The sequence below is a fragment of the Prauserella oleivorans genome, from assembly GCF_042685745.1.
Classification (GTDB): domain Bacteria; phylum Actinomycetota; class Actinomycetes; order Mycobacteriales; family Pseudonocardiaceae; genus Prauserella_A; species Prauserella_A oleivorans.
This window is the reverse complement of sequence record NZ_JBHUNT010000001.1, coordinates 251,341-272,799: the sequence shown is the minus strand read 5'-3', so window position 1 is coordinate 272,799 and position 21,459 is coordinate 251,341. Positions and strand designations below refer to the sequence as shown.

14 protein-coding genes and 1 pseudogene are annotated in these 21,459 nt (G+C 71.7%); 1 reads left to right on the top strand and 14 read right to left on the bottom strand.

Annotation, left to right across the window (positions count from 1 at the left end):
• Positions 1–334 precede the first annotated feature (334 nt).
• From ACFSZT_RS01275 to ACFSZT_RS01220, 12 genes and pseudogenes are all read right to left on the bottom strand, one after another.
• Positions 335–952 (bottom strand): phosphatase PAP2 family protein, encoded by a 618-nt coding sequence (locus ACFSZT_RS01275; protein ID WP_377387431.1) that lies wholly within the window; start codon positions 950–952, stop codon positions 335–337.
• Positions 953–1,453: 501 nt separating this feature from the next.
• Positions 1,454–2,632, bottom strand: a pseudogene (locus ACFSZT_RS01270) (glycosyltransferase); the annotation flags it as partial.
• Positions 2,633–2,692: 60 nt separating this feature from the next.
• Entirely contained in the window at positions 2,693–3,916 is a 1,224-nt protein-coding gene (locus ACFSZT_RS01265) for an O-antigen ligase family protein (RefSeq protein WP_377387428.1), read from the bottom strand.
• The gene (locus ACFSZT_RS01260; protein ID WP_377387425.1) at positions 3,916–5,454 is read right to left on the bottom strand and encodes a right-handed parallel beta-helix repeat-containing protein; all 1,539 of its coding nucleotides are present in this window, start codon (positions 5,452–5,454) and stop codon (positions 3,916–3,918) included. The genes ACFSZT_RS01265 and ACFSZT_RS01260 overlap by 1 nt, the downstream gene beginning before the upstream one ends.
• Positions 5,451–7,433 carry a heparinase II/III family protein gene (locus ACFSZT_RS01255; RefSeq protein ID WP_377387422.1) on the bottom strand — a complete coding sequence of 661 codons (1,983 nt, stop codon included), beginning with the start codon at positions 7,431–7,433 and terminating at the stop codon, positions 5,451–5,453. Before ACFSZT_RS01255 ends, ACFSZT_RS01260 begins: the two co-directional genes overlap by 4 nt.
• A complete protein-coding gene (locus tag ACFSZT_RS01250; RefSeq protein WP_377387419.1) occupies positions 7,430–9,601 on the bottom strand; it encodes a bi-domain-containing oxidoreductase in 2,172 nt (723 codons plus the stop codon). The genes ACFSZT_RS01255 and ACFSZT_RS01250 overlap by 4 nt, the downstream gene beginning before the upstream one ends.
• Before the next feature lie 8 nt (positions 9,602–9,609).
• Positions 9,610–11,523 carry an asparagine synthase (glutamine-hydrolyzing) gene (gene asnB / locus ACFSZT_RS01245; RefSeq protein ID WP_377387416.1) on the bottom strand — a complete coding sequence of 638 codons (1,914 nt, stop codon included), beginning with the start codon at positions 11,521–11,523 and terminating at the stop codon, positions 9,610–9,612.
• Position 11,524: 1 nt separating this feature from the next.
• Positions 11,525–13,072 (bottom strand): Wzz/FepE/Etk N-terminal domain-containing protein, encoded by a 1,548-nt coding sequence (locus tag ACFSZT_RS01240; RefSeq protein ID WP_377387413.1) that lies wholly within the window; start codon positions 13,070–13,072, stop codon positions 11,525–11,527.
• The gene (locus tag ACFSZT_RS01235) at positions 13,072–14,448 is read right to left on the bottom strand and encodes an exopolysaccharide biosynthesis protein (RefSeq protein ID WP_377387410.1); all 1,377 of its coding nucleotides are present in this window, start codon (positions 14,446–14,448) and stop codon (positions 13,072–13,074) included. The genes ACFSZT_RS01240 and ACFSZT_RS01235 overlap by 1 nt, the downstream gene beginning before the upstream one ends.
• Before the next feature lie 74 nt (positions 14,449–14,522).
• Complete coding sequence (locus ACFSZT_RS01230; RefSeq protein ID WP_377387407.1) at positions 14,523–15,758, bottom strand: glycosyltransferase family 4 protein; 1,236 nt, start codon at positions 15,756–15,758, stop codon at positions 14,523–14,525.
• The gene (locus ACFSZT_RS01225) at positions 15,739–17,055 is read right to left on the bottom strand and encodes a nucleotide sugar dehydrogenase (RefSeq protein ID WP_377387404.1); all 1,317 of its coding nucleotides are present in this window, start codon (positions 17,053–17,055) and stop codon (positions 15,739–15,741) included. The genes ACFSZT_RS01230 and ACFSZT_RS01225 overlap by 20 nt, the downstream gene beginning before the upstream one ends.
• 193 nt (positions 17,056–17,248) lie before the next feature.
• Positions 17,249–18,121, bottom strand: a complete 873-nt coding sequence (locus tag ACFSZT_RS01220) for an LLM class F420-dependent oxidoreductase (protein ID WP_377387401.1) — start codon at positions 18,119–18,121, stop codon at positions 17,249–17,251.
• Positions 18,122–18,256: 135 nt separating this feature from the next.
• On the opposite strand from ACFSZT_RS01220, the gene htpX reads away from it, so the two are divergent.
• Positions 18,257–19,120, top strand: coding sequence for a zinc metalloprotease HtpX (gene htpX / locus ACFSZT_RS01215; RefSeq protein ID WP_377387398.1), 864 nt, complete (start codon positions 18,257–18,259; stop codon positions 19,118–19,120).
• 102 nt (positions 19,121–19,222) lie between these two features.
• Here htpX and rfbA read toward each other — a convergent pair whose 3' ends face one another.
• Positions 19,223–20,104, bottom strand: a complete 882-nt coding sequence (gene rfbA / locus ACFSZT_RS01210; protein WP_377387395.1) for a glucose-1-phosphate thymidylyltransferase RfbA — start codon at positions 20,102–20,104, stop codon at positions 19,223–19,225.
• A gap of 60 nt (positions 20,105–20,164) precedes the next feature.
• Positions 20,165–21,310 carry a sialidase family protein gene (locus tag ACFSZT_RS01205; RefSeq protein WP_377387392.1) on the bottom strand — a complete coding sequence of 382 codons (1,146 nt, stop codon included), beginning with the start codon at positions 21,308–21,310 and terminating at the stop codon, positions 20,165–20,167.
• Positions 21,311–21,459 lie beyond the last annotated feature (149 nt).

The following is a 21,459-nucleotide window of genomic DNA, read 5'->3' as shown; positions in this document are numbered from 1 at the left end:
AGCGGCGGCGGACACGGCAACGGGAACCGCATACACCGCGACCGGAGCGGCATAGTTGGTGACCGGAACGGCATTCACGTCGAGGGGGCAGTCGACACACCGAGCGGAACGGCCAGCACGACGATCCACCAGGTGGCGATACGGAGACGCGAGGCCCACCCACGACGACGGGAACGGCACGCGGCTACGGGAACGGCACGCGGCTGCGGGAACGGCAGACACGGCCACCCAGGCGGCGGACACGGCGACGTGAACGGCAGACACGGCGACCCAGGCGGCGGACACGGCGACGGGATCGGCAGACACGGCTAGGCGAACGGCAGACACACCGGCGCTATGCGTGCCGGGCGGCTGCGCGGTCAGCGATCTTGTCGATCAACACGGTTACGCACGGCACGATTGCCAGCGCGACCCCGAACCCGCCGACCGTGTCGGTGGGGTAGTGATTGTTCAGAGTCACCTGCGCGCTACCCATGAGCAGCGCGGCCGGGATCGCCACGCCCACGAAGACGGCGGTGACCCGGCGTCCGGTGAGCGTCAGCGCGAGCACCCCGGCCAGCGCGACCGCCCACGCCGTGTGCCCGCTGGGGAAGGCCAGATGCTCGCCGTGGATGTGTCGGCCGACCAACGGTTTCAGTGCCGTGGTGGACAGCACCGTCACGCTCGGGGCCACCACCGCGAGTACGGCGGCGCGGCGGCCACCGTGGCGGAAGCACACTCCGGCGACGACGGCCAGCACCACCGGTGCGGCTATCGGCTCGCCCACGAGGTCGACCAGCAGGGCGAGGGGAAACGGCAGCACCTCGGCGACCGGCATCCACGACGTGTCCGCGGCGTTCGGGTCCGTGCTGCCTGCGACCACGACGGCCAGCACGCTGGTGCCCACGGTGGCCAGCACGGCGAGCACCAGCAACGGGACGTGGCGCGCGGGCGGCCGGGTGGGCGTGTTCACGGGTGGCTCCGTGGTGTGTTCGCGACGGCGGTGCCGACGGTGGCCGGCACGGCCAGTTCCGGCAACGGCGTATGCCGAACGGCCCGCTGGATGCGCCTGTTCACGGGCGACTACCGCGAGTCCCGCGCCGCGCGGGCAAACGGGTGGGTGTGTTCACGGGCGGCGCCCGCTGCGCCTCGCGGCGGCCTCCCCCGCGCCGCCGCCTACTTCACCAACCCTGCCGACCTCGCCCACCGTGCCGACCTCGCCCACCGTGCCGACCTCGCCAACCGTGCCGACCTGGCCAACCCTGCCGACCTCGCCCACCGTGCCGACCTCGCCCACCGTGCCGACCTCGCCCACCGTGCCGACCTCGCCGACCGTGCCGACTCCGCCAACCCTGCCAACCCTGCCAACCCCGCCGACTCCGCCGACCCTGCCGACCTCGCCCACCGTGCCCACGCCATCCGCGCCGGCCGCGCCATCCACACGGCCCCCGCCGCCGACCTCGCCAACCGCCCCCGCTCCAATGGCCTCCTCGTATCCCGCCACCAGCCGCCGCAGGCCCACCGCGGGGGTGAAGTCGCGTTCGTAGCGGGCCCGCGCGGCCGCCCCCATCGCCTGGTTCTCCGCGCCCGATGACACGACGCGGCGCAGGCACGCGGCGAGCGAATCGGCATCGCCCGGGGTGTGCAGCAGCCCGGTCACGCCATCGTCGACCAGCTCGACGAACGCGCCGTGCGCGGCCGCGACCGCGGGCACTCCGGCCGCCATCGCCTCCACCACCACCAGCCCGAACGCCTCCAGCCAGCTCGACGGCGCGGCGACGGCGGCCGCGCGCGCGGTGAGATCGCGGCACTCGGCCCGGGACCGCAGGCCCACGTACCGCACGTCGGCGCGGCCGGACGCCCAGCGCGCCACGGCGTCCTCGAGCGGACCGGTCCCGGCCACGACCAACGGCACCCGCACCCCGCCCTGGGCCGCGAGCCGGTCCCACGCCGCCATCAGCAGCGGCACGCCCTTCTCCTCGGCCAGCCTGCCGAGGAACAGCACGTGCTCGCCCGCGCCCGTCCGGCGCACGCCGGGGTCGGTGACGAAGTTGTGCTTCACGATCAGCCGGTCGGCGGGTAGCCCGGCGTCGGCCAGCAGGCGGCGCTGCGCGGCGGAAATACAGAAGAAGCGCGTGATGCCGGTGAACCAGCGGTGCCGGTTGGCCGCCAGGCTCACCGCCTGCGGCACCGTCGCGACCCGGGAGCCGCGGTAGCACCCGTGCCGCACCGCGGGCAGCGGGAGGTGGTGTGCGCACGACGTGCAGATCCGGCCGTCGCGGAACAGCGTCCCGGGTGGACAGACGAGCCCGTAGTTGTGCAGGGTCGCCACCGCGGGCACCCCGGCGTCGGCGCAGGCCGCCACCACCGACGGCGACAGCAGCGGGAACGTGTTGTGGATGTGCACGATGTCCGGCCGCTCCCGGCGCAGCCGCTCGGCCAGTTCGGCGCGCACGGACGCGTTCCACGGCACCCGCAGCGGCACGGCCGCTTTGCCGAGCGGCGACCAGCCGGCGATGTCGTCACTGCGCCGTTCGAACAGCGTCACGTCGTGCCCGGCGCCGGCGAGCAGCGCGATCTCCTGGTCGACGACGGCGTTCTCGCCGCTCGGCTGTGCCGACCGGTAGCGGTTGTGCACCACCAGCACCCGCAGCCTGCTGCCGGGCACGGGCTCAGCGATCGGCGCGCACATCGGTCCTCCCGGCGGCCGGCGTCACGTCGCCGCTGTGTTCGTGCGGGGCGCAGGCCCCAGCAGGGACGCGGCGATGGCGAGGTAGAGCAGGTACGGCGAGGCGTCGCCGAGACCGGCCTCGGTGTAGGAGGCGACCAGGCAGTACGCGATCAGGAACACCGCACACGACCGGCCCGTCGACGGCGGCCGCAGGGCCGTGGTGACCAGCAGCGTGCCGAGGAACACCACCACGATCGCGACCGACACGAGCCCCTGCTCGTGGTAGACGGCGAGCCAGCCGCTGTCGATGGGCAGGCCGTCGAACGACTTGTTGCTCAGCCCTGTCCCGAAGAGCTGCTCGACGGTGCTGCGCGGCTCCGCCAGCAGCGCGTCCCAGACTTTCTGCCTGCCCGTGAGGTTCTCGAAGTTCTCGTCGTCCTGCCCGCGCCGGAACCATGTCTCCACCAGGGGCGCGAACGCCACGAGCGCGACGGCCGCGACGGCGGCGCCCGCGGCGGCGAACCCGCGCGCCCGCTTGGTGCTGAACAGCAACGCCAGCGCGGCCGCGCCGAGCCCGGCGATGAAGCCCAGCGTCGCCGTCCGCGTGTAGCTGAGCAGGAGGATGCCGACCGCGGGCAGCGCCACGAACAGCACGCTCCTGCCGTCGGTGCGGCGACCGAGCCACAGCACGATCGTCAACCCCGCCGCCACGGCCGCGTACTGCCCGACCTGCGGCGCCGTCAGCGGCCACAACGCGCCGACGAGCCGCCCGTCGTAGGTCGCCGGCATCGCGAGGCCGGGTGCGACGACGAGGCCGATCACGACCGTGCCGAGCATGCACACGAGAAACCGGATGTGGTAGCGGACGAACGCCAGCGTGCCGTCCCACCAGCGGCTCAGCAGCCACAGCGTCGCGATGAACAGCGCCAGCCTGCACCACCGGAACACCCCGCCCGCGCCGGTCTCCAGCTGTGCCGTGCCGATCGTGCTGACGGCGAGCAGCAACGTCAGCGACAGCAGGTAGGCGTTCGGCCGGATCCGCAGCCGCGGGTTGTGCAGCAGCGCCAGCGCGAACGCCAGGGTCAGCGACCCCATCGTGATGAGCTGGTAGACCTCCTGCGGGATCGTCACCAGTGTCGTCGTGCCCTGTGAGCCGAGGGTGTTGAGGGCGAGCAGCCCCCAGGCGAGCCCCACCAGGCGAGGCGGGTTGCGCGACTCGGGGTCGAGCCGTGCGAGGGGCGCGGGGTGGGTGGCGTGGGCTGGCATCAGCGGCTCCGGGAGAACGTGCTGCCCTGGTCCTGGCGGTACGGCGCGCTTTGCCACCGCGCGGGGTCGACGACCGTGCCGGTGTCGTACACGACGAACCGCCACGGCCCGACGTAGCTGTTGCGCCACCAGCGGTTCTGCTGGTGGAACGTGATCGCCTCCTGCACCACCTCGCCCTGGAACGGCGACCATTCCGGGTAGGTGCCGTAGTTGGACAGCAGTGCCATCCGCGCGCACCAGGATTCGCAGTCGACGACGTTCGGGTCGAGCAGGAACCGGTTGTCGTGCACCGCCAGCCGTTGGGTCTTCCAGCGGCAGTCGCCGCGCTGTGGTTCCGTCGCCACCGCGGGCTGCATGCACTGCCGCTCGTTGGGCTCCAGCCGGGTGCAGACACCGCTGGTGTCGGCGGGACTGCTGCAGAAGCGGTCGGCGTTCTCCCACGCGGTGATGCCGGACCAGTTGTTCTCGAAGACGTTGTCGTAGATCGCGATCTGGTCCGTGCGCGCGGGCACGCGGGGTTCTCCGCCGGATTCGGAGATGTAGACGGTGGCCACCGGGAAGTTGTCGCCCCGGTCGGCGAAGTCGCGGCCGTCGACCCAGTTGTTCTCGCGGAACAGGTTGCCGCGGATCACCGCGTTGTAGCTGGTCTCGTAGATGATCGCGGCGCCGTCGTTGCGTTCGATGACGTTGTTCTCGATGACGAGGTCGTTGTTGTTGGTGTCGGCCCACAGTCCCGGCCCGCGGTTGTCGTGGATCCAGTTGCCGCGCACGTCGCCGCCGTCGATGGCCCAGAACTTGACGCCGCCGGTGCAGCCGCAGCCCTCGATCCGGTTCTCCCAGTCGCCGGTGTTGTTGCCGGTGATCTCGTTGCCTTCCAGCACCAGGTCGGTGATCGAGTCGCCGTCCTGGTAGGCGTTGAGCGCGTACTGGCCGTTGTCGCGCAGGCAGTTGCCGCGCACCTGCTGGCGGGCACCTGCCATGAGGGCGGCGCCCTCGTTGTCGCGGAGGGTGTTGTGCTCGATCACCCAGCCGTCGCCGGAGTCGTGATTCACCACGCCCTGGTTGTGCGGTGGCACGAAGTTGCGCACCTCGAGGTGCCGGATCGTCACGTCGGTGGCGTGCTGGGTGAACGCGAACTGGTTGCGCCGCTGCCCGTCGACAACGGCGCCGGGCGCGCCGACGTAGGTGTTGCCGTCCTTCGGGATCACCTGGTCGTACTGGCCGTCGCCGAGCCGGTGGGTCCCGGGTGCGAGCCAGAACGTCGTGCCGGGCGGGTTCTGTTCCGTCTTGGCGACCAGGTCGCCTTCCACCGACGGGTCGACGGTCACCGCGCCGCCGGGCGCGCTCGCCGGGCCGGGCCGCGTGTTGCCGCACACGCGGGCACGCTGCCGGTCGTCGGCGGCGCCATCACCGTCGGCTTGCGTGGTGGTGCCCTCGGGCGCCGGCTCGTCCGGGCCCGTGCAGCCGGCCAGCAGCACCGCCAACCCTGCCAGCAACGCGATCAGGGCACGGGGAAGGGCACGGGTCACGACGGTCACAAGGCGTCCTCCGGAGGTCCGAATCGGACCACTGTGGACAGTCGGGTGCCGCTGGGCAGCCGACCGCGGCCGACAAGAGCGGCGGCGGGCTGCTTGCGCCCGAAGCCGGGCGAGTACCAGCCGAGCGGCGGGCCGGTCTCGCCGCGGTGGAGCGTCCACGTGAGCGGGGCGGGCAGGTCGAGTCGCGCGGTGTGCGTGCGGCCGTCGCCGCGCCAGCGCAGCACCGCGGCGCTGTCCCGCAGCTGTGCCTCGACCGCCGGGCCGAGGTGCCAGGAGAGCCGGTAGCCGTGCTCGTGCGCGCCGAGCACCTCGTCGTGCACCCGCAGCTCGCCCGCGGTGTCGTCGAGCTCCACCGAGCGCCGGTGCCGGGCGGGACGGTTGCCGTGCGCGTACCCGTCGTGCTCGGCGCACCACCGCGCGACGCCCGTCTCCGGCACGTGCGCCACGAGCACCGTGCTTCGCGGGTGCCGCAGCCAGAGGAACGGTCCGCCGGAGACGGCCGAGTCGTGCCCGTCGAGTTCGAGCGTGTTGTGCCCGGCCGTGGAGCGGAAGTAGTCGCGCCACTCTTCTTCGCCGTGGTAGCAGTACGTGCCTGGGTCGGCGAGCACGTCGACACCGTCGTGCCGCAGCTCCACGGCCAGCGCGTCAGCGTGCGCGTGGGCGGCGATGGACAGAAACCCGTGCGGGCCGCCGTCGCAGCGGCACCACACCTCCCCGCCGCCGAGCGTCCTGCGCAGCAGGGTCACACCGGCATCGGGCACATGCGCGGGCCGCCGGGCCGGCCGGTCGCCGGGTAGCGGCGGCGCGGCACCGAACGCGCCGAGCAGGGCCGTGAACACGCTGTCGTCGGCCGCCTTCGGCCACCACGACAGGCGCCCGAACAGGCTCTCGCCGGTGCCGAGCAGCGCGGCCCAGCGGTCGCCGCCCTCGCCGTCGAGCACCAGCCCGTGGCCGTCGTCGGCGTCACCCTGCCGGGGCGGGCGCAGCCGGGCGTCCACGACGGCGGCGAGCGCGTCGATCATGGCCCGCAGCGTCAGCCAGACCTGCTCCGGCACCGCGACCGCGGCCGCGCGCGCCTCGACCGCGGCGGCGAGCCCGAGTTCGAGCACCAGGCCGTGGTACTCGGTGGCCAGCTCGCGGTTGAGGCCGGAGCGGAAGGTGTTGTGCCGCAACTGCTGCGTGAACGACCGCAGCGCCGTGTCGCGCCAGCGCGCCGACTCCGGGAACCACGGGAACGCACACGCCGCCGCGAGCTGTCCCGCCGTCTCGGCGACGGCGTGGTTGTTCGCCGACGAGCCACGGCTGCGGAACGTCGCCAGCCAGCGCTGGTGAGCCCGGATCTGGTGCAGTGCCTCGGGGTTGTCCTCGAACAGGCCGCGGGCGCCCGGCCAGCCGTCGAGCAGCCTGCGCACCCACACCCACGACAGCAGCCGGATGCCGAGCTCGATGCCACTGACCCAGTGCACCCCGCGCAGCGGCGGGTTGGCCGCCCACCACGAGCGGAGGTGGTCGGCGACACGCTCGGCATAGCGTGCCTGGCCGGTGACGGCGTAGGCGGCGGCGAGCACGGTGAGGTGCTGGTGCCGGGACGGCTCCCAGATCTGCTTGATGTCGCCGACCGCGGCCTCGTCGCGGTACGGGATGTCGAACGCGTACGCCTCCGCCGGGGCGCGGCGGCCGGTCTTCGGGTCGTACGACCAGTCCGGGTCGACGAAGTCGTCGCGGGCAACCCCGAAGTAGCTCGCGTGCCCGTCGAGCAGCCGGTCGGCGGTCGCGAGCAGCCGGTGCCTGCCGGGCTCGGGCACCACCACGTCCGGCAGCACGGCCGAGAACTCCCGATCCGGCAGGCAGCGGATCGTCACCGGTTCGCGAAGCTCCCGGCGCCGGCGCCGTCTGCGCACCACGTCGGCGGTGCGGTGGGCCACTTCGGCCGCTCCCATCCGGGACAGCCGCCGCAGGTACCAGCCCGGCGTGCTCATGCGCGGGTCTCGATTCGCACGGGGGTGCCCTTCGCGAGGCTCGTGTGCACGGCCAGCGTCGCGACCGTGGTCGACACCAGCGAGCTCACCGGCACCGGCATCGGCCCACCCGTGCGCACGGCCGTGAGGAACGCGTCGAGCTCGGCGGCCTGGCCCTTGTCCCGGCCGAGCGGCATCCGCGGGCTGACCGAGCGCTTGCGGCCGTACAGGCCGGCCCGCTGGAAGTCGTCGAACCGCAGTACCTTGCCGTCCGCGACGAGGTCCAGCGTCTCCTTGGGAAACGTCGTGGCGCCCGAGGTGACGTAGCTGATCGCCGCCGTCGAGCCGTCCTGGTAGTGCAGCAGCACCTGCAGATCGGCCTGCCCAGGTGTGGCGCACGCGTACACCGAGACGGGGTCGCAGCCGAGCAGCCAGCTCACCGTGTCGATGAAGTGCCCGCCCTCGCCCGCGAATCGCGAGCCCTCGGTGTCGCCTCGCGCATACCAGCTGCCGCCGTCGAGGCCGCCGGCGTTGACGAGGTAGCGCACCGAGGCGGCTCCGGCTCGTAGGCCGAAGCGTCCCTTGGCCTGCCGCAGCAGCGGCGCGAATCGCCGGTTGAACCCCACCTGCAGCCGGTCGTTGCCCGATTCCGCGATGGCCGCGAGCACTTTCTCCAGCTCCGACTCGGACAGTGCGAGCGGCTTCTCCACGAACACGGCCTTGCCCGCCAGCAGGGCCCGCCGCGTCAGCTCGGCGTGCGAGCTGTGCCGGGTCACCACGAAGACGGCATCGAGGTCCGGGTCGGCCAGCAGCGCGTCCACGTCGGTGGAAGCCTCGCCGAAGCCGAACTTGCGCTGGGCGTTGGCACCGGAGAGCGCCGACGTGGTGACCACGTGCCGCAGCTCGACGTCCTCGCGGCCGGACAGGTGGGGCAGCAGCATCGACGTCGCGTAGTTGCCCGCGCCGATGAAGCCGAGGCGCACGGTCTCCGACCTCGCCGTGCGCTTGGCGGGGGTCCGCGGCAGGGCCACGGAGGTGACGGCCGGCCGGGGATCGCCGGTGTCCGGGTGCGCGTACCGGAAGAGCACGGCGACGGCATGCAGCTCGCCCTCGTTCAGCCTGCGGTAGGTCTGCACGGCGTCGGAGAAGTCGGCGACGTGGGAGATGAGCGGCTGCACGTCGATGCGGCCACGGGCCATGAGGTCCAGCACGCACTCGACGTTGCGGCGCTCGGTCCAGCGCACGTAGCCGATGGGGTAGTCGCGGCCGTCGAGCTCGTAGGACGGGTCGTAGCGCCCGGGCCCGTAGGAGCGGGAGAACCGGACGTCCAGTTCCTTCTCGTAGTAGGCGTTCCACGGCAGGTCCAGCCGGGTCTTGCCGATGTCGACGACCGTGGCCCGGTCGCGCGCGAGTCTCGCGGCGAGCTCCACCGGCTGGTTGGTGCTGCCGCCCGCCGCCAGGTACACCTGGTCGACGCCGTGCCCGTGGGTCAGTTCAGCGATGGCCGACTCCACCACCTCGGAGCCGGGAGCCGCACACGTCAGCGCGCCGAGCCGCTCCGCCAGCTCGCACCGCGAGGGGTCGGGGTCGACGCCGAGTACCCGGGCGCCCGCGGCCACCAGCAGCTGCACCACGAGCTGTCCGACGAGCCCGAGCCCGATCACCAGCGCCACGTCGCCCAGCTGCGGCTCGCCCCGCCGGACACCCTGCAGGGCGATGGAGCCGACGGTGCCGAACGCGGCATGCCGCGGCGCGACCCCGGCGGGCACCCGGCAGTACAGGTTCTTCGGCACCCAGTTCAGCTCCGCGTGCAGCGCGTGCTCGTTGCCCGCGCACGCCACGAGGTCGCCGACCGCCACGTCGTCGATCCCCGCGCCGACCTCCTCCACCATGCCGCACAGCGAGTAGCCGAGCGGGGTGTAGGAGTCGAGCCGGCCCGCCACCTTCCGGTAGGTGGCCGCCACGCCGTTGCTCGCCACGCTCTGCATCACCTTGGCGACCTGGTCGGGCCGGGCCTTCGCCTTGCCGATCAGGGACATGCTCGCCTCGGACACCTTCATCAGCTCGGTGCCGGTGGAGATCAGCGAGAACATGGTCCGCACGAGCACGCCGCCGGGTTTGCTCGCGGGCGCGGGCACGTCGAGAAGGGCGAGCTCGCCGCTCTTGTAGTTTTGCACGACCTGTTTCACTGCGGCTCCTATGCGGCGGTGTCCTGCGCGGCGGCGACCGCGCCGCGGTACCAGTACTCGAGGGTCACGATGTGCCAGAGGTGCTTGGCGCGGTCCTGCCTGCCCGAGGCGTCCTCGGCGACGAGCCTGTGCAGCGCGTCCCGGTCGAGCAAGCCGGAGGTCACAAGGGCGCCGTCGTGCACGACCTCACGCACGAGCGGCGCGAGGTCCCGGCTCATCCAGGCCCGCAGCGGTGCGCTGAACAGTCCCTTGGGGCGGTGCACGATCTCCTTCGGCAGGATTCCCGAGGCGGCCCACTTCAGCGCCGCCTTGCCCTGCCGTCCGGCGATCTTGTGGTGGCCGGGGATACCGAACGCCGCTCGCACCACGTCGACGTCCACGAACGGGACCCGTACCTCGGTGGAGGCGGCCATGCTGGAGCGGTCCGTGTAGGCGAGGTTGAGGCCGGGCAGGAACAGCCGCGCGTCGGCCAGGCACATGCGGTTGACGAAGTCGGAGAGTGCGTTGTCGTGGTAGGTGTCGGCGTGCTCGGTGAGGACCTCGTCCACAGTGGATGCGAGGTCGGGGTTGACCAGGCCGAGCAGCTCCTCCCGGTCGTACATCGTGTAGCTGCGCCGGAACGCGGCCTCCTCGGGCAGCGTCGCGAACGACAGGAACCGCTTGGCGAACCGCACGGACCGGTAGCCGCGGCCCGCCGACGCGACCGGCAATCGGTCCACAACGGACTCGACCGGTCTGCGCAGCACAGCGGGCACTCGCTGGTAACGCAGGCCGAGCAGGTTCGCCAGATGCTTTCGGTAGCCTGCGAACAGCTCGTCGGCCCCCATGCCGGACAGCATCACCTTGATTCCGGCCTCGCGTGCGGCCGAGCAGATCAGGAACGTGTTGATGGCCGCCGGATCGCCGATGGGCTCGTCCAGGTGGTACGTCATGCGCGGCAGCAGGTCGTGCACGTCCGGGGCGATCTCGATCTCGTGCAGCTCGACGCCGAAGCGCGCGGCCACCTGCCGGGCGTAGCGCAGGTCGTCCGGCATGGCCTCGAACCGGGCGTCCTCGGCCCGGAACCCGATGGTGTAGGCGGAGATCCCCGGCCGCTCCCGTGCGGCGAGCGCGGTGAGGTAGCTGGAGTCGAGCCCACCGGAGAGGAAGGTCGCCACGCCGACGTCGGAGAGCAGGTGCTTGCGGGTCGACTCGGCGACCACCTCGGCCAGGTCGGCCTCGGGCTCGTCCTGTGCTGCCTGCGCCACCTCGGCGATCGAGTAGTACCGCCCGCGCCGGACCCGCCCGTCCGGCAGGCAGCGCAGCCACGTGCCGGGCGGCAGCTTCTCCGCCTCGCGGTAGGCGCACCGCCCGTCCGGCACCCAGTAGTACAGCAGGGACGCCACCAGCGCGGCGGCGTCCACCGTCAACGACCCTCCGAGCTCGCCCGCGAGTGCCTTGAGCTCGGAGGCGAACACCAGGCCCCCGCCTCGCCGCACGACGAACAGCGGTTTGATGCCGAGCTGGTCGCGCACCAGCACGAGCTCGCCGGTCCGCTCGTCGAAGACGCCGAAGGCGAACATCCCGCGCAGCCGGGGCAGGCAGTCCGTTCCCCACCGCCGCCACGCCTCCAGCAGCACCTCCGTGTCGGACGTCCCGCGGAAGCGCACACCCGCGCCCTCCAGCTCGGCCCGCAGCTCGGGGGCGTTGTAGAGCTCGCCGTTGTAGGTGAGGGCGAGCCCGTCCCGGACCATCGGCTGGGCGCCGGTCTCCGAGAGGTCCAGGATGGCGAGCCTGCGGTGTCCGAGGTGGACCTCGCCGGCGCCGGCGGCGTGGGCGTAGTGTCCCGCGCCGTCCGGTCCGCGGTGGGCCAGCGCTTTGGTGAGCCGCTCGGTGAGGGGTCCACCGTCCGGCCAGAGGTAGCTCCCGGCTATGCCGCACATGTCAGCGTCCCTCCCCGTCGCCGTAGCGCACCGGGGTGAAGCGCTTGGTGGGCATGTCGTCGGTGTGCGAGCGGCCGTTCTCGTGGTGGTACGGCAGCTCGGCGGTCACCATGTCCATATCGGACGAGCTCGGCCAGCGGCCACGCAGCGCGGTGTGCAGTCCGTCCCACAGCGTGCCGTCGGAGTGGTCACTGGGGTCGGCGTCCACCAGCACGACGCCGAGGACGGCGATGCCGCCGTCGGCGAGCTGCCGGGCGACGGTGTGCAGCCAGTCCGTCGTCGCGTATCCGGCGCGTACCACCAGCACGGTCTCCCCGCCCAGGCCGGCTAGGTCCGTCCACGCCGCACCCGGCCCCACGGACCCGACGCCGAGCAGGCGCTCCTCCGGCAGCGGATCGCCGGGTGCCGCCACGACGCGGATCCGCTCGTGCCCGCCCTGCTCGAGGAGTGCGGCGATCCCGTCGCCTGGCAGGTCGTCGACGATCACCACCGCACGGTCGGCGGCCAGCTCCGTGGCCACGTCGAGGGCGAGCTCGGCGGTGGTGCGGGCGCAGCCGAGTTCGAGCAGTGACACCGGTTCGTGCCCGCCGCGGACCAGCCTGGCCAGCGTGCCCGCGACCCGGTGGCGCTGCCGCACCGCCCGGGTCCGGCGCCACAGCCGGGCGGGACCGGATGGCCGCTGGGGCAGCGACGCGACGACGGACGCGCCGAGGTGTTCGGCGACGTCGGCCCGCCACACCGGACGATCCCGCGCGACACCCAGCACCAGCGCCAGCGCCAGCCCCGCCGCGAGTCCGAGTGCGAGGCCGATGGCGCCGTTCGTGGCCGCCGCGGTGAGCATCGAGTACTCCACGGGCCGCGGCGCGTCGACGAGTTGGGTGCCCGCCTCGACGCGCGGCGCGCCGATGCCCGCGTCCTCGGCCTGGTCGGTGAGGTTGGAGATCCGCGAGACGAGCTCGGCCCGCCGTGCGTAAAGCGTCTCCAGCGTCGCCGGGTTGCCCTCGCCCGCCTCGGCCGCGGCGATCGAGCCGTCGACGCCGGTGAGTTCCTGCTGGGCACGATCGCGCTGGTCGAGCACCGCCTGCGCCTCCGCGTCGGCTGCCGCCTGCACGCGCCGGACGTGGTCTGCGACGAACGCGTCCCCGATCGCCTGGGCCCGGCGCACCGCGTCGGCATCGCTGGTGCCGACCACGCTCACCTCGAACACGTTGTTGGTCAGCGGGGTCGCCTCGTAGGTCTCGAGGAAGTCCTCGGGCGACTCGGTGCTGCGCAGATCCTCCACCGCGGCCCGGGCGATCCGCGTGGTCTGCAGGATCGCGACGTCGGTGGACACCAGCGTTCCGGCGTCGGAGGGCTGGTCGTCCTCGTGGATCACGAGGACCCGCATGGTGGCCGTGGGCGGCGGCGGCAGGAACACCGCGATCCCGGCGCCGACCAGCAGGCCGAGCAGGGCCACGGCCGTCCACAGGCGGCGCCGGCGCCGGATCGCCGTCAGCAGGCGCTCGACGTCGAGCAACGGCTGGCTTGGGGAATTGTCCTTGCTCGTCATCACACTGAACCCGCCATCGCCTCGGGGTCGGTCGCCTCGGTCGAACTGTGCCGCCCGGCAGGGGCCGGGCGCTCCGGCACGGCGCGGTGCACGACCATTGCGCCGAGCACCTCGTGGCCGGCGTCGGTGGTGGCCTCGCTGACGCTCACCAGTTCCCAGCCGGTTCGCGTTCCCGTGCTGAGCACCACGAGCACGCCGGCGACGTCGTCGCCGCCGGGCACCGTGGGCCGCTCGGCACGGATGTTGACGATCTCCAGCGGGCCCGCCGCGCGGCGGCGGCCGGCGTGAGCGGCGGCGACGAGCTCGACGGCCGCCAGCCGTGCCGTGACGTCGTCGTGGGGTACCAGCAGCAGGATCCGGCCGCGGTGGCGAACGGACCGCTCGAGCCGGTCGAGCACCCGGTGCAGGCGTACCTGCCGGGCCTGTTCGTCACCGGCGCCGGACACCAGGTCGACGTTCCACGGCAGGTCGCCGACGAGGACCCGGCGCAGCGTGCGCGCCCAGGCCGGGCCGGCGCCGGTCTGAGACTCGCGGCCTGCCGGAAAGTCGACCGCGGCGAGCACGGGAGCGCCCAGCGCCGCGCCGATCTCCGCCTCCTCCCGCAGCCGCCGGTCGCCGCGAGCCGCGACGAGGTGGCCGAGCAGGCCCAGCAACGCGAACAGCACCGCCCCGCCCGCGGCGAACTGCAGCATCGTCGGCGGTGCCGGTCCGTCCGGCAGGGGAGCGGAGCCCAGGACGACGAGCTGGCCCTGGCCCGCCGCGCCCTCGGACTCCTCGAGGGTCTTCATCGCCTGCGCCAGCTGGGTGCGCAGCGCCGCCAGCTCGGTGCGTGCCTGCACGCTCTCGACCGTCGTCGCGCCCTCGGCGGAGGCATGCAGGTCGGTGATGCGCTCGTTGGTCGCGGTGATGGCCCGCCGCAGCGCCGCCCGCTGTTCCCGGGCCACCGCCGCCGACGCCTCGGCGCTGTTGGCGGCGAGCTGCACGGAGAACTGTACGTACTGGTCGGCGACGCTGTCGGCGAGCTGCCGGGCCTGCTCGGGGCTGTCCGCGGTGGCGGTGATGCGGATGACGTTGCCGTCCATCACCTCGGCCTCCACCGAGTCGCGCAGCCCCACGCCGTCGGTGTCCCAGCCCAGCGCGTCGGCGCTGCGGTCGAGCACCACGGTGCTCATCGCCACCTGCGCCTCGGTGCGCAGCTCCTCCTGCTCGCGCGGGCCCTGCAGCACCACGCCGGCCGAAGTGCGGTATCCAGGCGAGAACAACACCGACGCGAGCACGCCGACGAGGGCGCCGGCGACGGCGAGCAGGAGAAGCGGCCGCCAGCGTCTGCGCAGTACTCGTCCGACCATCGACAAACGCACGGGGTCGTCATCCACGGCCGAATCCCCCTTCGAAAAACTGTGGCCGGATCGGTGTTTCACGAACACCGTCGCAGTGCCGAATACAGTGGTTACAGATCAACGGATTTCTTGTTCGAACCGCGACCTGCGTACGCCCGTTCGTACGCGGCGAGCAGTGCGGTCGCGGAATTCCGCCACGACAGCGCACCGGTGACGCGCTCGCGCCCTAGTTCGCCCATCCGCGCTCGCTCACCGGGATCGTCCAGTAACCGCGCGGTGAGGTTCGCGAACTCCCGCACGTCGTTGCCCGGCGCGTACACGGCCGCCTCGCCCGCCGAGACGCGGGCCTCCTTGAGCTCGAAGGAGACGATGGGTTTGCCCATCGCCATGTACTCCATGACCTTGTTCATCGTGGACACGTCGTTGAGCGGGTTGGCCGGGTCCGGTGACAGGCAGATGTCCGCGGTGGAGAGATAACGCACCAGATCGGCGTCGGGGATACGGCCGGTGAACTCGACGTGCTTGTCCAGCCCCAGATACCGCGCGAGCCGCGTCATGTCGTCGAACGTGTCCCCCGAGCCGATGAACACGGCATGCCAGTCCTCGCGACCCAGGTCGTCGCGCAACGCGGCCAGCGCCCGTAGCGCGTAGTCCACGCCGTCCTGGGGCCCCATCACCCCGAGATAGCAGAGCAGGTGCGGCTTGCCGCGCTTCAGCTCGGGCTCCGGTGGTACCGTGCGGAACCGTTCGACGACCGGCGCGCTGCGCACCACGAAGACGTCCTCGGCGGCCTTGCCGCCACGCGCCAACGCGACCTCGCGGTAGCTCTCGTTGGTGGAGAGCACGATGTCGGCGGCACGGTAGGTCATCCGCTCGAGCGCGCACACCCCGCGGTAGAGCAGGTCCTCGCCGCGGGAGAACCGCGACAGGTACAGCTCCGGCACGAGGTCGTGCTGGTCGAAGACGAACCGGGCACCGCGGCGCTTGTGCAGCAGCGCGACGAGGAAGAGCAGGTCGGGCGGATTACAGGCGTGCACCACGTCGACCGAACCGACCCGGCGGGCCAGCCGGAACGTGTGCCACAGCGCCGAGCCGTACTCCCTGACGTACCCGGCGGGGCCGCCGATCGCCGCTCGCAACGGGTACCGGTGGATGGCCACGCCGTCGAGGACGATCTCCGGCTCGGTGTCCCGGTTCGTACCTTGTGGACAGATCACATGCACCCGCCAGCCCGCGTCCCGCAGAGTGGTGCACTCCTGCCACACCCGGCGGTCGAACGGCACCGAAAGGTTCTCGACGAGGATCAACGCTGTCCTGCTGCTCGTGCTACCAGGCAAGGCCGACATACCTTTCCTCGCTACGGAGCCGCTCGGCGCCGGGCAACCGGACCAGGTCGATGACCACCCGATCGCCGGCGTTCGGCAGCGCTGCCAGCACGGCCGGGTCCCGGGAACCGACGAGACAGACCTCCGCGTGGGCGAGCACCTCGTCCACCGACTCGGCCAGCAACTGCCCCAGATGCGGGAGCCTGCTCTCGATGTACTCGCGGTTCGTGCCGATCAGCCGGGACAGGCTCACGTTGCCGTCGTAGATCCGGAGGTCGTAGCCCTTGCCCAGCAGCCGCTCGGCGAGCTCCACGAGCGGGCTCTCCCGAAGGTCGTCGGTGCCCGGCTTGAACGACAGTCCGAACAGGCCGATGCGGCGCTTGCCGGTGCGCGTGACGAGCTCGAACGCCCGGCGCAGATGCTCCTCGTTGGACGGCAGCACGTGCGACAGGATCGGCACCGACACGTCGGCCCGGTGCGCGGCGTGCACGAGGCCGCGGAGGTCCTTGGGCAGGCACGAGCCGCCGAAGGCGAACCCGGGCCGCAGGTAGGCGGGGCTGACGTTGAGCTTGCGGTCGGCGAGGAAGACGTCCATCACGCGGTGCGAGTCGACGCCGAGCGCACGGCAGATCGCGCCGATCTCGTTGGCGAAGCCGATCTTCAAGCCGTGGAAGGCGTTGTCGGCGTACTTCGTCATCTCGGCCACCGGGATCGGTACGCGGAACACCTCCCCGGGCAGGCCTTCGTACAGCGGTACGACGGCGTCCCCGCTCGCCGGGTCGAACTCGCCGATGACCGTCTTGGGCGGGTCGAAGAAGTCCTTGACGCTGCTGCCTTCGCGCAGGAACTCGGGGTTCACGACGAGTCCGAAGTCGACGCCCGCCGTCAATCCCGAGGTCTTCTCCAGGATCGGCCCGAGCAGGCCCAGGCACGTGCCGGGCAGCATCGTGCTGCGGATGACGACCGTGTGCCTGCTGTCCTTGCCCGCCAGCGCGGAGCCGATCTCCTCGCAGACGCGCTCGAGATACGCGGTGGAGAGGCTGCCGTTGGGCGCCGACGGCGTACCCACGCACACCAGCGACACGTCGGAGTGCGCGATCGCCTCGGCGACGTCCGTGGTCGCCCGCAACGCACCCGACCGCACCACCTCCGCGGTGAGCTCGCCGATGCGCTCCTCGACGACGGGTGCCTTGCCCGCGTTGACGAGCTCCACCTTCACCGGGTTGACGTCGACGCCGATGACGTCGTGACCACGGCCTGCGAGGCAGGCAGCGGAAACGCAGCCAACGTAGCCGAGCCCGAAGACACTGATCTTCATCTGGCTCTCCTCCCGCGCACCGCCCGCACCCGGCGGCCGCGACTCTTCTGCGAATTCGCGGCCGGGCAGGCGTCCGTTACGGGATTTACCGAGTGGTGATAACTGGAGAAAAAAGCAGGCGGACGAATGCGCTGGTCGGTGAACAACGCACTCGCCCGCCGAAAGGTGGAGAGCCGGAAAATGGATCAGCCGGTCACAAAGCCGCGACCTCCGGAATGATTCGCTGTCCGAAAATTTCCAGCCGTTTCGGGTCGTGGACCTCCGGAACGCTGCCGAGGACGGCGTCGATCCCGAGCCCGCGCAGTCTGCGCAGCTCGGCGATCAGGGCGTCGGCCTGCTCGCCGTTCTCCCCGGCGTCCAATGTCAGGTAGGCGGTTTTCGTGATGTCGTCGTAGTCGCGGCCCTCGGCCGCGCAGTGGCCGCGCAGGACGTCGAGCTTGTGCTCCAGTTCGTCAGTGACGAACAGGTTGCACGCCTGCGCGTACCGCGCCACGAGCCGCAGCGTCTTCTTCTCGCCGCCGCCGCCGATCATGATCGGCGGGTGTGGGGTGGACAAAGCCTGGGGCACGTTGAGCAACCGCTCGGCGGTGACGTGTTTGCCGGCGAACGGCCCGTCGTCGTCCGACCACATTCGCAGGCAGTACTGCAGCGCCTCCTCGAGGAGTTCGAAACGCTGCGCCAGCGGCGGGAACGGGAAGCCGAGCCCGCGCGACTCCTCCTCGTTCCAGCCCGCGCCCACGCCGAGCATCGCGCGGCCCCCGGAGAGCACGTCGAGTGTCGTGACCGCCTTCGCCAGCAGACCGGGGTGCCGGTAGAAGGCGCCGGTGATGACGGTGAGCAATCGCGCGCGCTCGGTGTGGGCCGCGAGGAAGCCGAGTGTGGTGTACGCCTCCAGCATGTCGTGCTCGCTGGGGCCCACGACGGGTATCTGGAAGAAGTGGTCCATCACGGCGAGGTAGGCGAAGCCGGCCTCGTCGGCCCTGCGGGCCACGTCGGCGAGCTCCGTACCGAGTGCGGCGGGTCCGTTCGGCCAGGTGAAGTCGGGTATCTGTAGCCCTAGGTCCATGCCTGCGACCGTAAGGCCGGAGTCGCTCCAGCTCGACTCGTACACGGCGGACCAGGAACTTGCCCGGCGCCCCGGGCGTTGGGATTAGTGGAGGTCGTCTCCGGACGGTGCGTCCTTCGAAGGGAGGCAGAGCAGGTGCACAAGCACCGCAACGGACTCAAGACGGCCCTGCTGTTGGGTCTGCTGAGCGCGATCATCATCGGGGTCAGCGGGCTGTTCGGCCGGGGCGCCCTGTTCATCGGTCTGCTGATCGCGCTGGCCGTGAACGGCTACGCATACTTCAACTCCGACAAGCTGGCCCTGCGCGCCATGCGTGCGCGACCCGTGTCGGAGGCGGAACAGCCTGCGATGTACCGGATCGTGCGCGAGCTGGCCACCACGGCGCGGCAGCCGATGCCGCGGCTCTTCGTGAGCCCGACGCAGGCGCCCAACGCGTTCGCCACGGGCCGGAACCCGCGCAACGCCGCTGTGTGCTGCACCACCGGCATTCTCGCGTTGCTCGACGAGCGGGAACTGCGCGCCGTCCTCGGCCACGAGCTGTCCCACGTCTACAACCGCGACATCCTCATCTCGTGCGTCGCGGGCGCGCTGGCGAGCGTGGTGAGCTTCCTGGCGAACATGGCGATGTTCGCAGGCATGTTCGGCGGCAACCGCGAGGGCGGCAGCAACCCGCTCGTGTCACTGCTGCTCGTGTTCCTGGGCCCCATCGCCGCCGGGGTGATCAAGATGAGCGTGAGCCGCTCACGGGAGTACCAGGCCGACGCCTCCGGTGCCGAGCTGACGGGCGATCCGCTGGCCCTGGCCTCGGCGCTGCGCAAGCTCGAGCGGGGCACCCGCGCGCTGCCGCTGGCTCCGGAGCCCAAGGTGGTCTCGCAGTCGCATCTGATGATCGCCAACCCGTTCCGGCCCGGTGAGCGCCTGTCCCAGCTGTTCTCCACCCACCCGCCGATCGCCGACCGCGTGCGCAGGCTGGAGGAGATGGCCCGCCGCCCGTACTGAGCGCACGTGCCGTGTGCGCCGCCCAGGTAGCCGTGTCGGCCACCCAGGTCGCCGTGTCCGCCGTTCGCGACGAGTTGCGCCCCCGGCCCGGCCGAGCGCGGCTCAGTCGCCGGCGCCCGCGGCCCGCGCGACGTCCATCACGTAATCGCCGTAGCCGCTCTTGGCGAGCTTCGCGCCCAACTGGTAGCACTCATCGGGCCCGATATAGCCCATCCGCAGGGCCACCTCCTCCAGGCACGCGATGCGCACGCCGGTCCGGTGCTCGATCACCTGCACGAACTCCGCCGCCTCGAGCAGCGAGTCGTGCGTGCCCGTGTCGAGCCACGCGAACCCACGGGAGAGCTCCACCAGCCGCGCGCGGTCCTGCCGCAGGTAGGTCATGTTGACGTCGGTGATCTCGAGCTCACCGCGCGCCGACGGCTTCAGTCCCCGCGCGATCTCCACGACCTGGTTGTCGTAGAGGTAGAGGCCCGTGATGGCCCGATTCGACTTCGGCGTCTCGGGCTTCTCCTCGATCGAGAGCAGCCTGCCGTCCGGGGCGATCTCGCCGACGCCGTAGCGCTGCGGGTCCTTCACCGGGTAGCCGAACAGCACGCACCCGTCGAGGTCCGCGACCTCGGTCTGCAGGGTCCGCGAGAAGCCCTGGCCGTAGAAGATGTTGTCGCCGAGGATGAGTGCGACGTCGTCGTCCCCGATGAAGTCGGCGCCGATGACGAACGCCTCCGCGAGGCCGTTCGGAGCAGCCTGCTCGGCGTAGCGGAACTCGATGCCGAGCTGGCTGCCGTCGCCGAGCAGCCGTTCGAAGTTCGGCAGGTCGGTGGGCGTGGAGATGATCAGGATCTCCCGGATCCCGGCCAGCATGAGCACCGAGATCGGGTAGTAGATCATCGGCTTGTCGTAGACCGGGAGAAGCTGCTTCGAGATCGCCTGGGTGATGGGATGGAGGCGAGTGCCGCTGCCACCCGCCAGCACGATTCCCTTCATCCGGCTACCCCGTTTCCCTCGACCGTGGCTCGCATAGCCCGGCCAGGGTATCGCGGGCCGTCAGTACGCGGGTCCGGTCGCGAAGAACGCCCGGCAGCTGCCGCCGACCCGGTCGGCCGCGACCTGCAGCACCGACTCCCCGTCGTCCACCGGGAGCAGGGTCGAGCTGTAGTTCGGGCACGGGTGGTCGTACGGCGCGTCGACCTGCACGGGAGCGGGCACCTCGTACCACGGGCCTTCGCCGAGGTGGTCGTTGGCGAGCAGGGTGCGCCCGTTGCCGGGCAGCGGCTCGCCGCGCGCGTCGACGTAGATCTGGCCGACCATGAGCAGCCGCGTGCCCGTGGGGCCGCCCGGGAACACGGTGACCGTCTGCGCGTGCTGGAAGTGGTTGCCGTGAGCGGTGCCGATCCGGGTGCCGGGCGCGGCCGGGTCACCGAAGTCGGCGCCGTCGGCGGAGATCTTGAAGTACGGGTCGCAGAACCGGTCGCCGTAGTTGCAGATCTCGTAACCGAAGTAGTAGCGGCCATCCGGGAGGGTACGCACGATCGGCATACCCGGCCGCACGCGTTGCGGCGAGATGGCCATCGTGCGCTGCTCCGCCGTCCAGTGCACGAGGTCGACGGTGGACACCCGGTTGAGCACCTGCGAGTGGCCGGGCTCGGTCTCGTCGGCGTAGTGCATCCAGAGGGTGCCGTGGGCGTCGACGTTGAACTCGGGCTCCCACACGCCGCCGTAGCTGGGCGAACGCACCGGCTCGGAGAGGAAGGTCCACGAGCGGCCCAGGTCCTGGCTCGCCCACACGCGGATGCCGATGCGCCGGTTCTCGCCGGCCTGCTGCCGGTAGCTGGCGGCCCAGAGCAGGGTGCCCGCGGGCAGCTCGCCGATGGGTCGCGGCAGCTCGAACAGTGTGCCGCAGCACATGCCCGCGTGGCCCTCGGGGTCGCGCACCTCGCCGACCTTCCGGAAGCTGCGCCCGTCGTTGCGGCTCTCGTAGATGGGCGTGTAGTGGCCGGTGTGGTCCTTGCTGGTGAGGGAGGCCAGGATGCGCCCGTCCCGCAGCAGGCCGCCGTGCTCGATCCGGATGAGTCGCGGGTAGGCGCCGTAGCCGTCGTGCAACAACGTCCGCTGCGGAGCCTGCGCGGCAGCCGTCGGCACGACCGCCGTGAACGTGAGCAGACAGAGCATGAGGACGAACGCCTTGCGCACAGCAACCCCCGGATCCGGACGGTGACCGGGGGATTACAACACGATGTGATGGTGCATGGCCAATGCTTCACACCCGTGCCGTTCGAGTTCCCACGACGAGCCGGCCGGGTAGCCGGAAGGCGCGGTGCCGGTCGCCGAGAGGGGAGCCG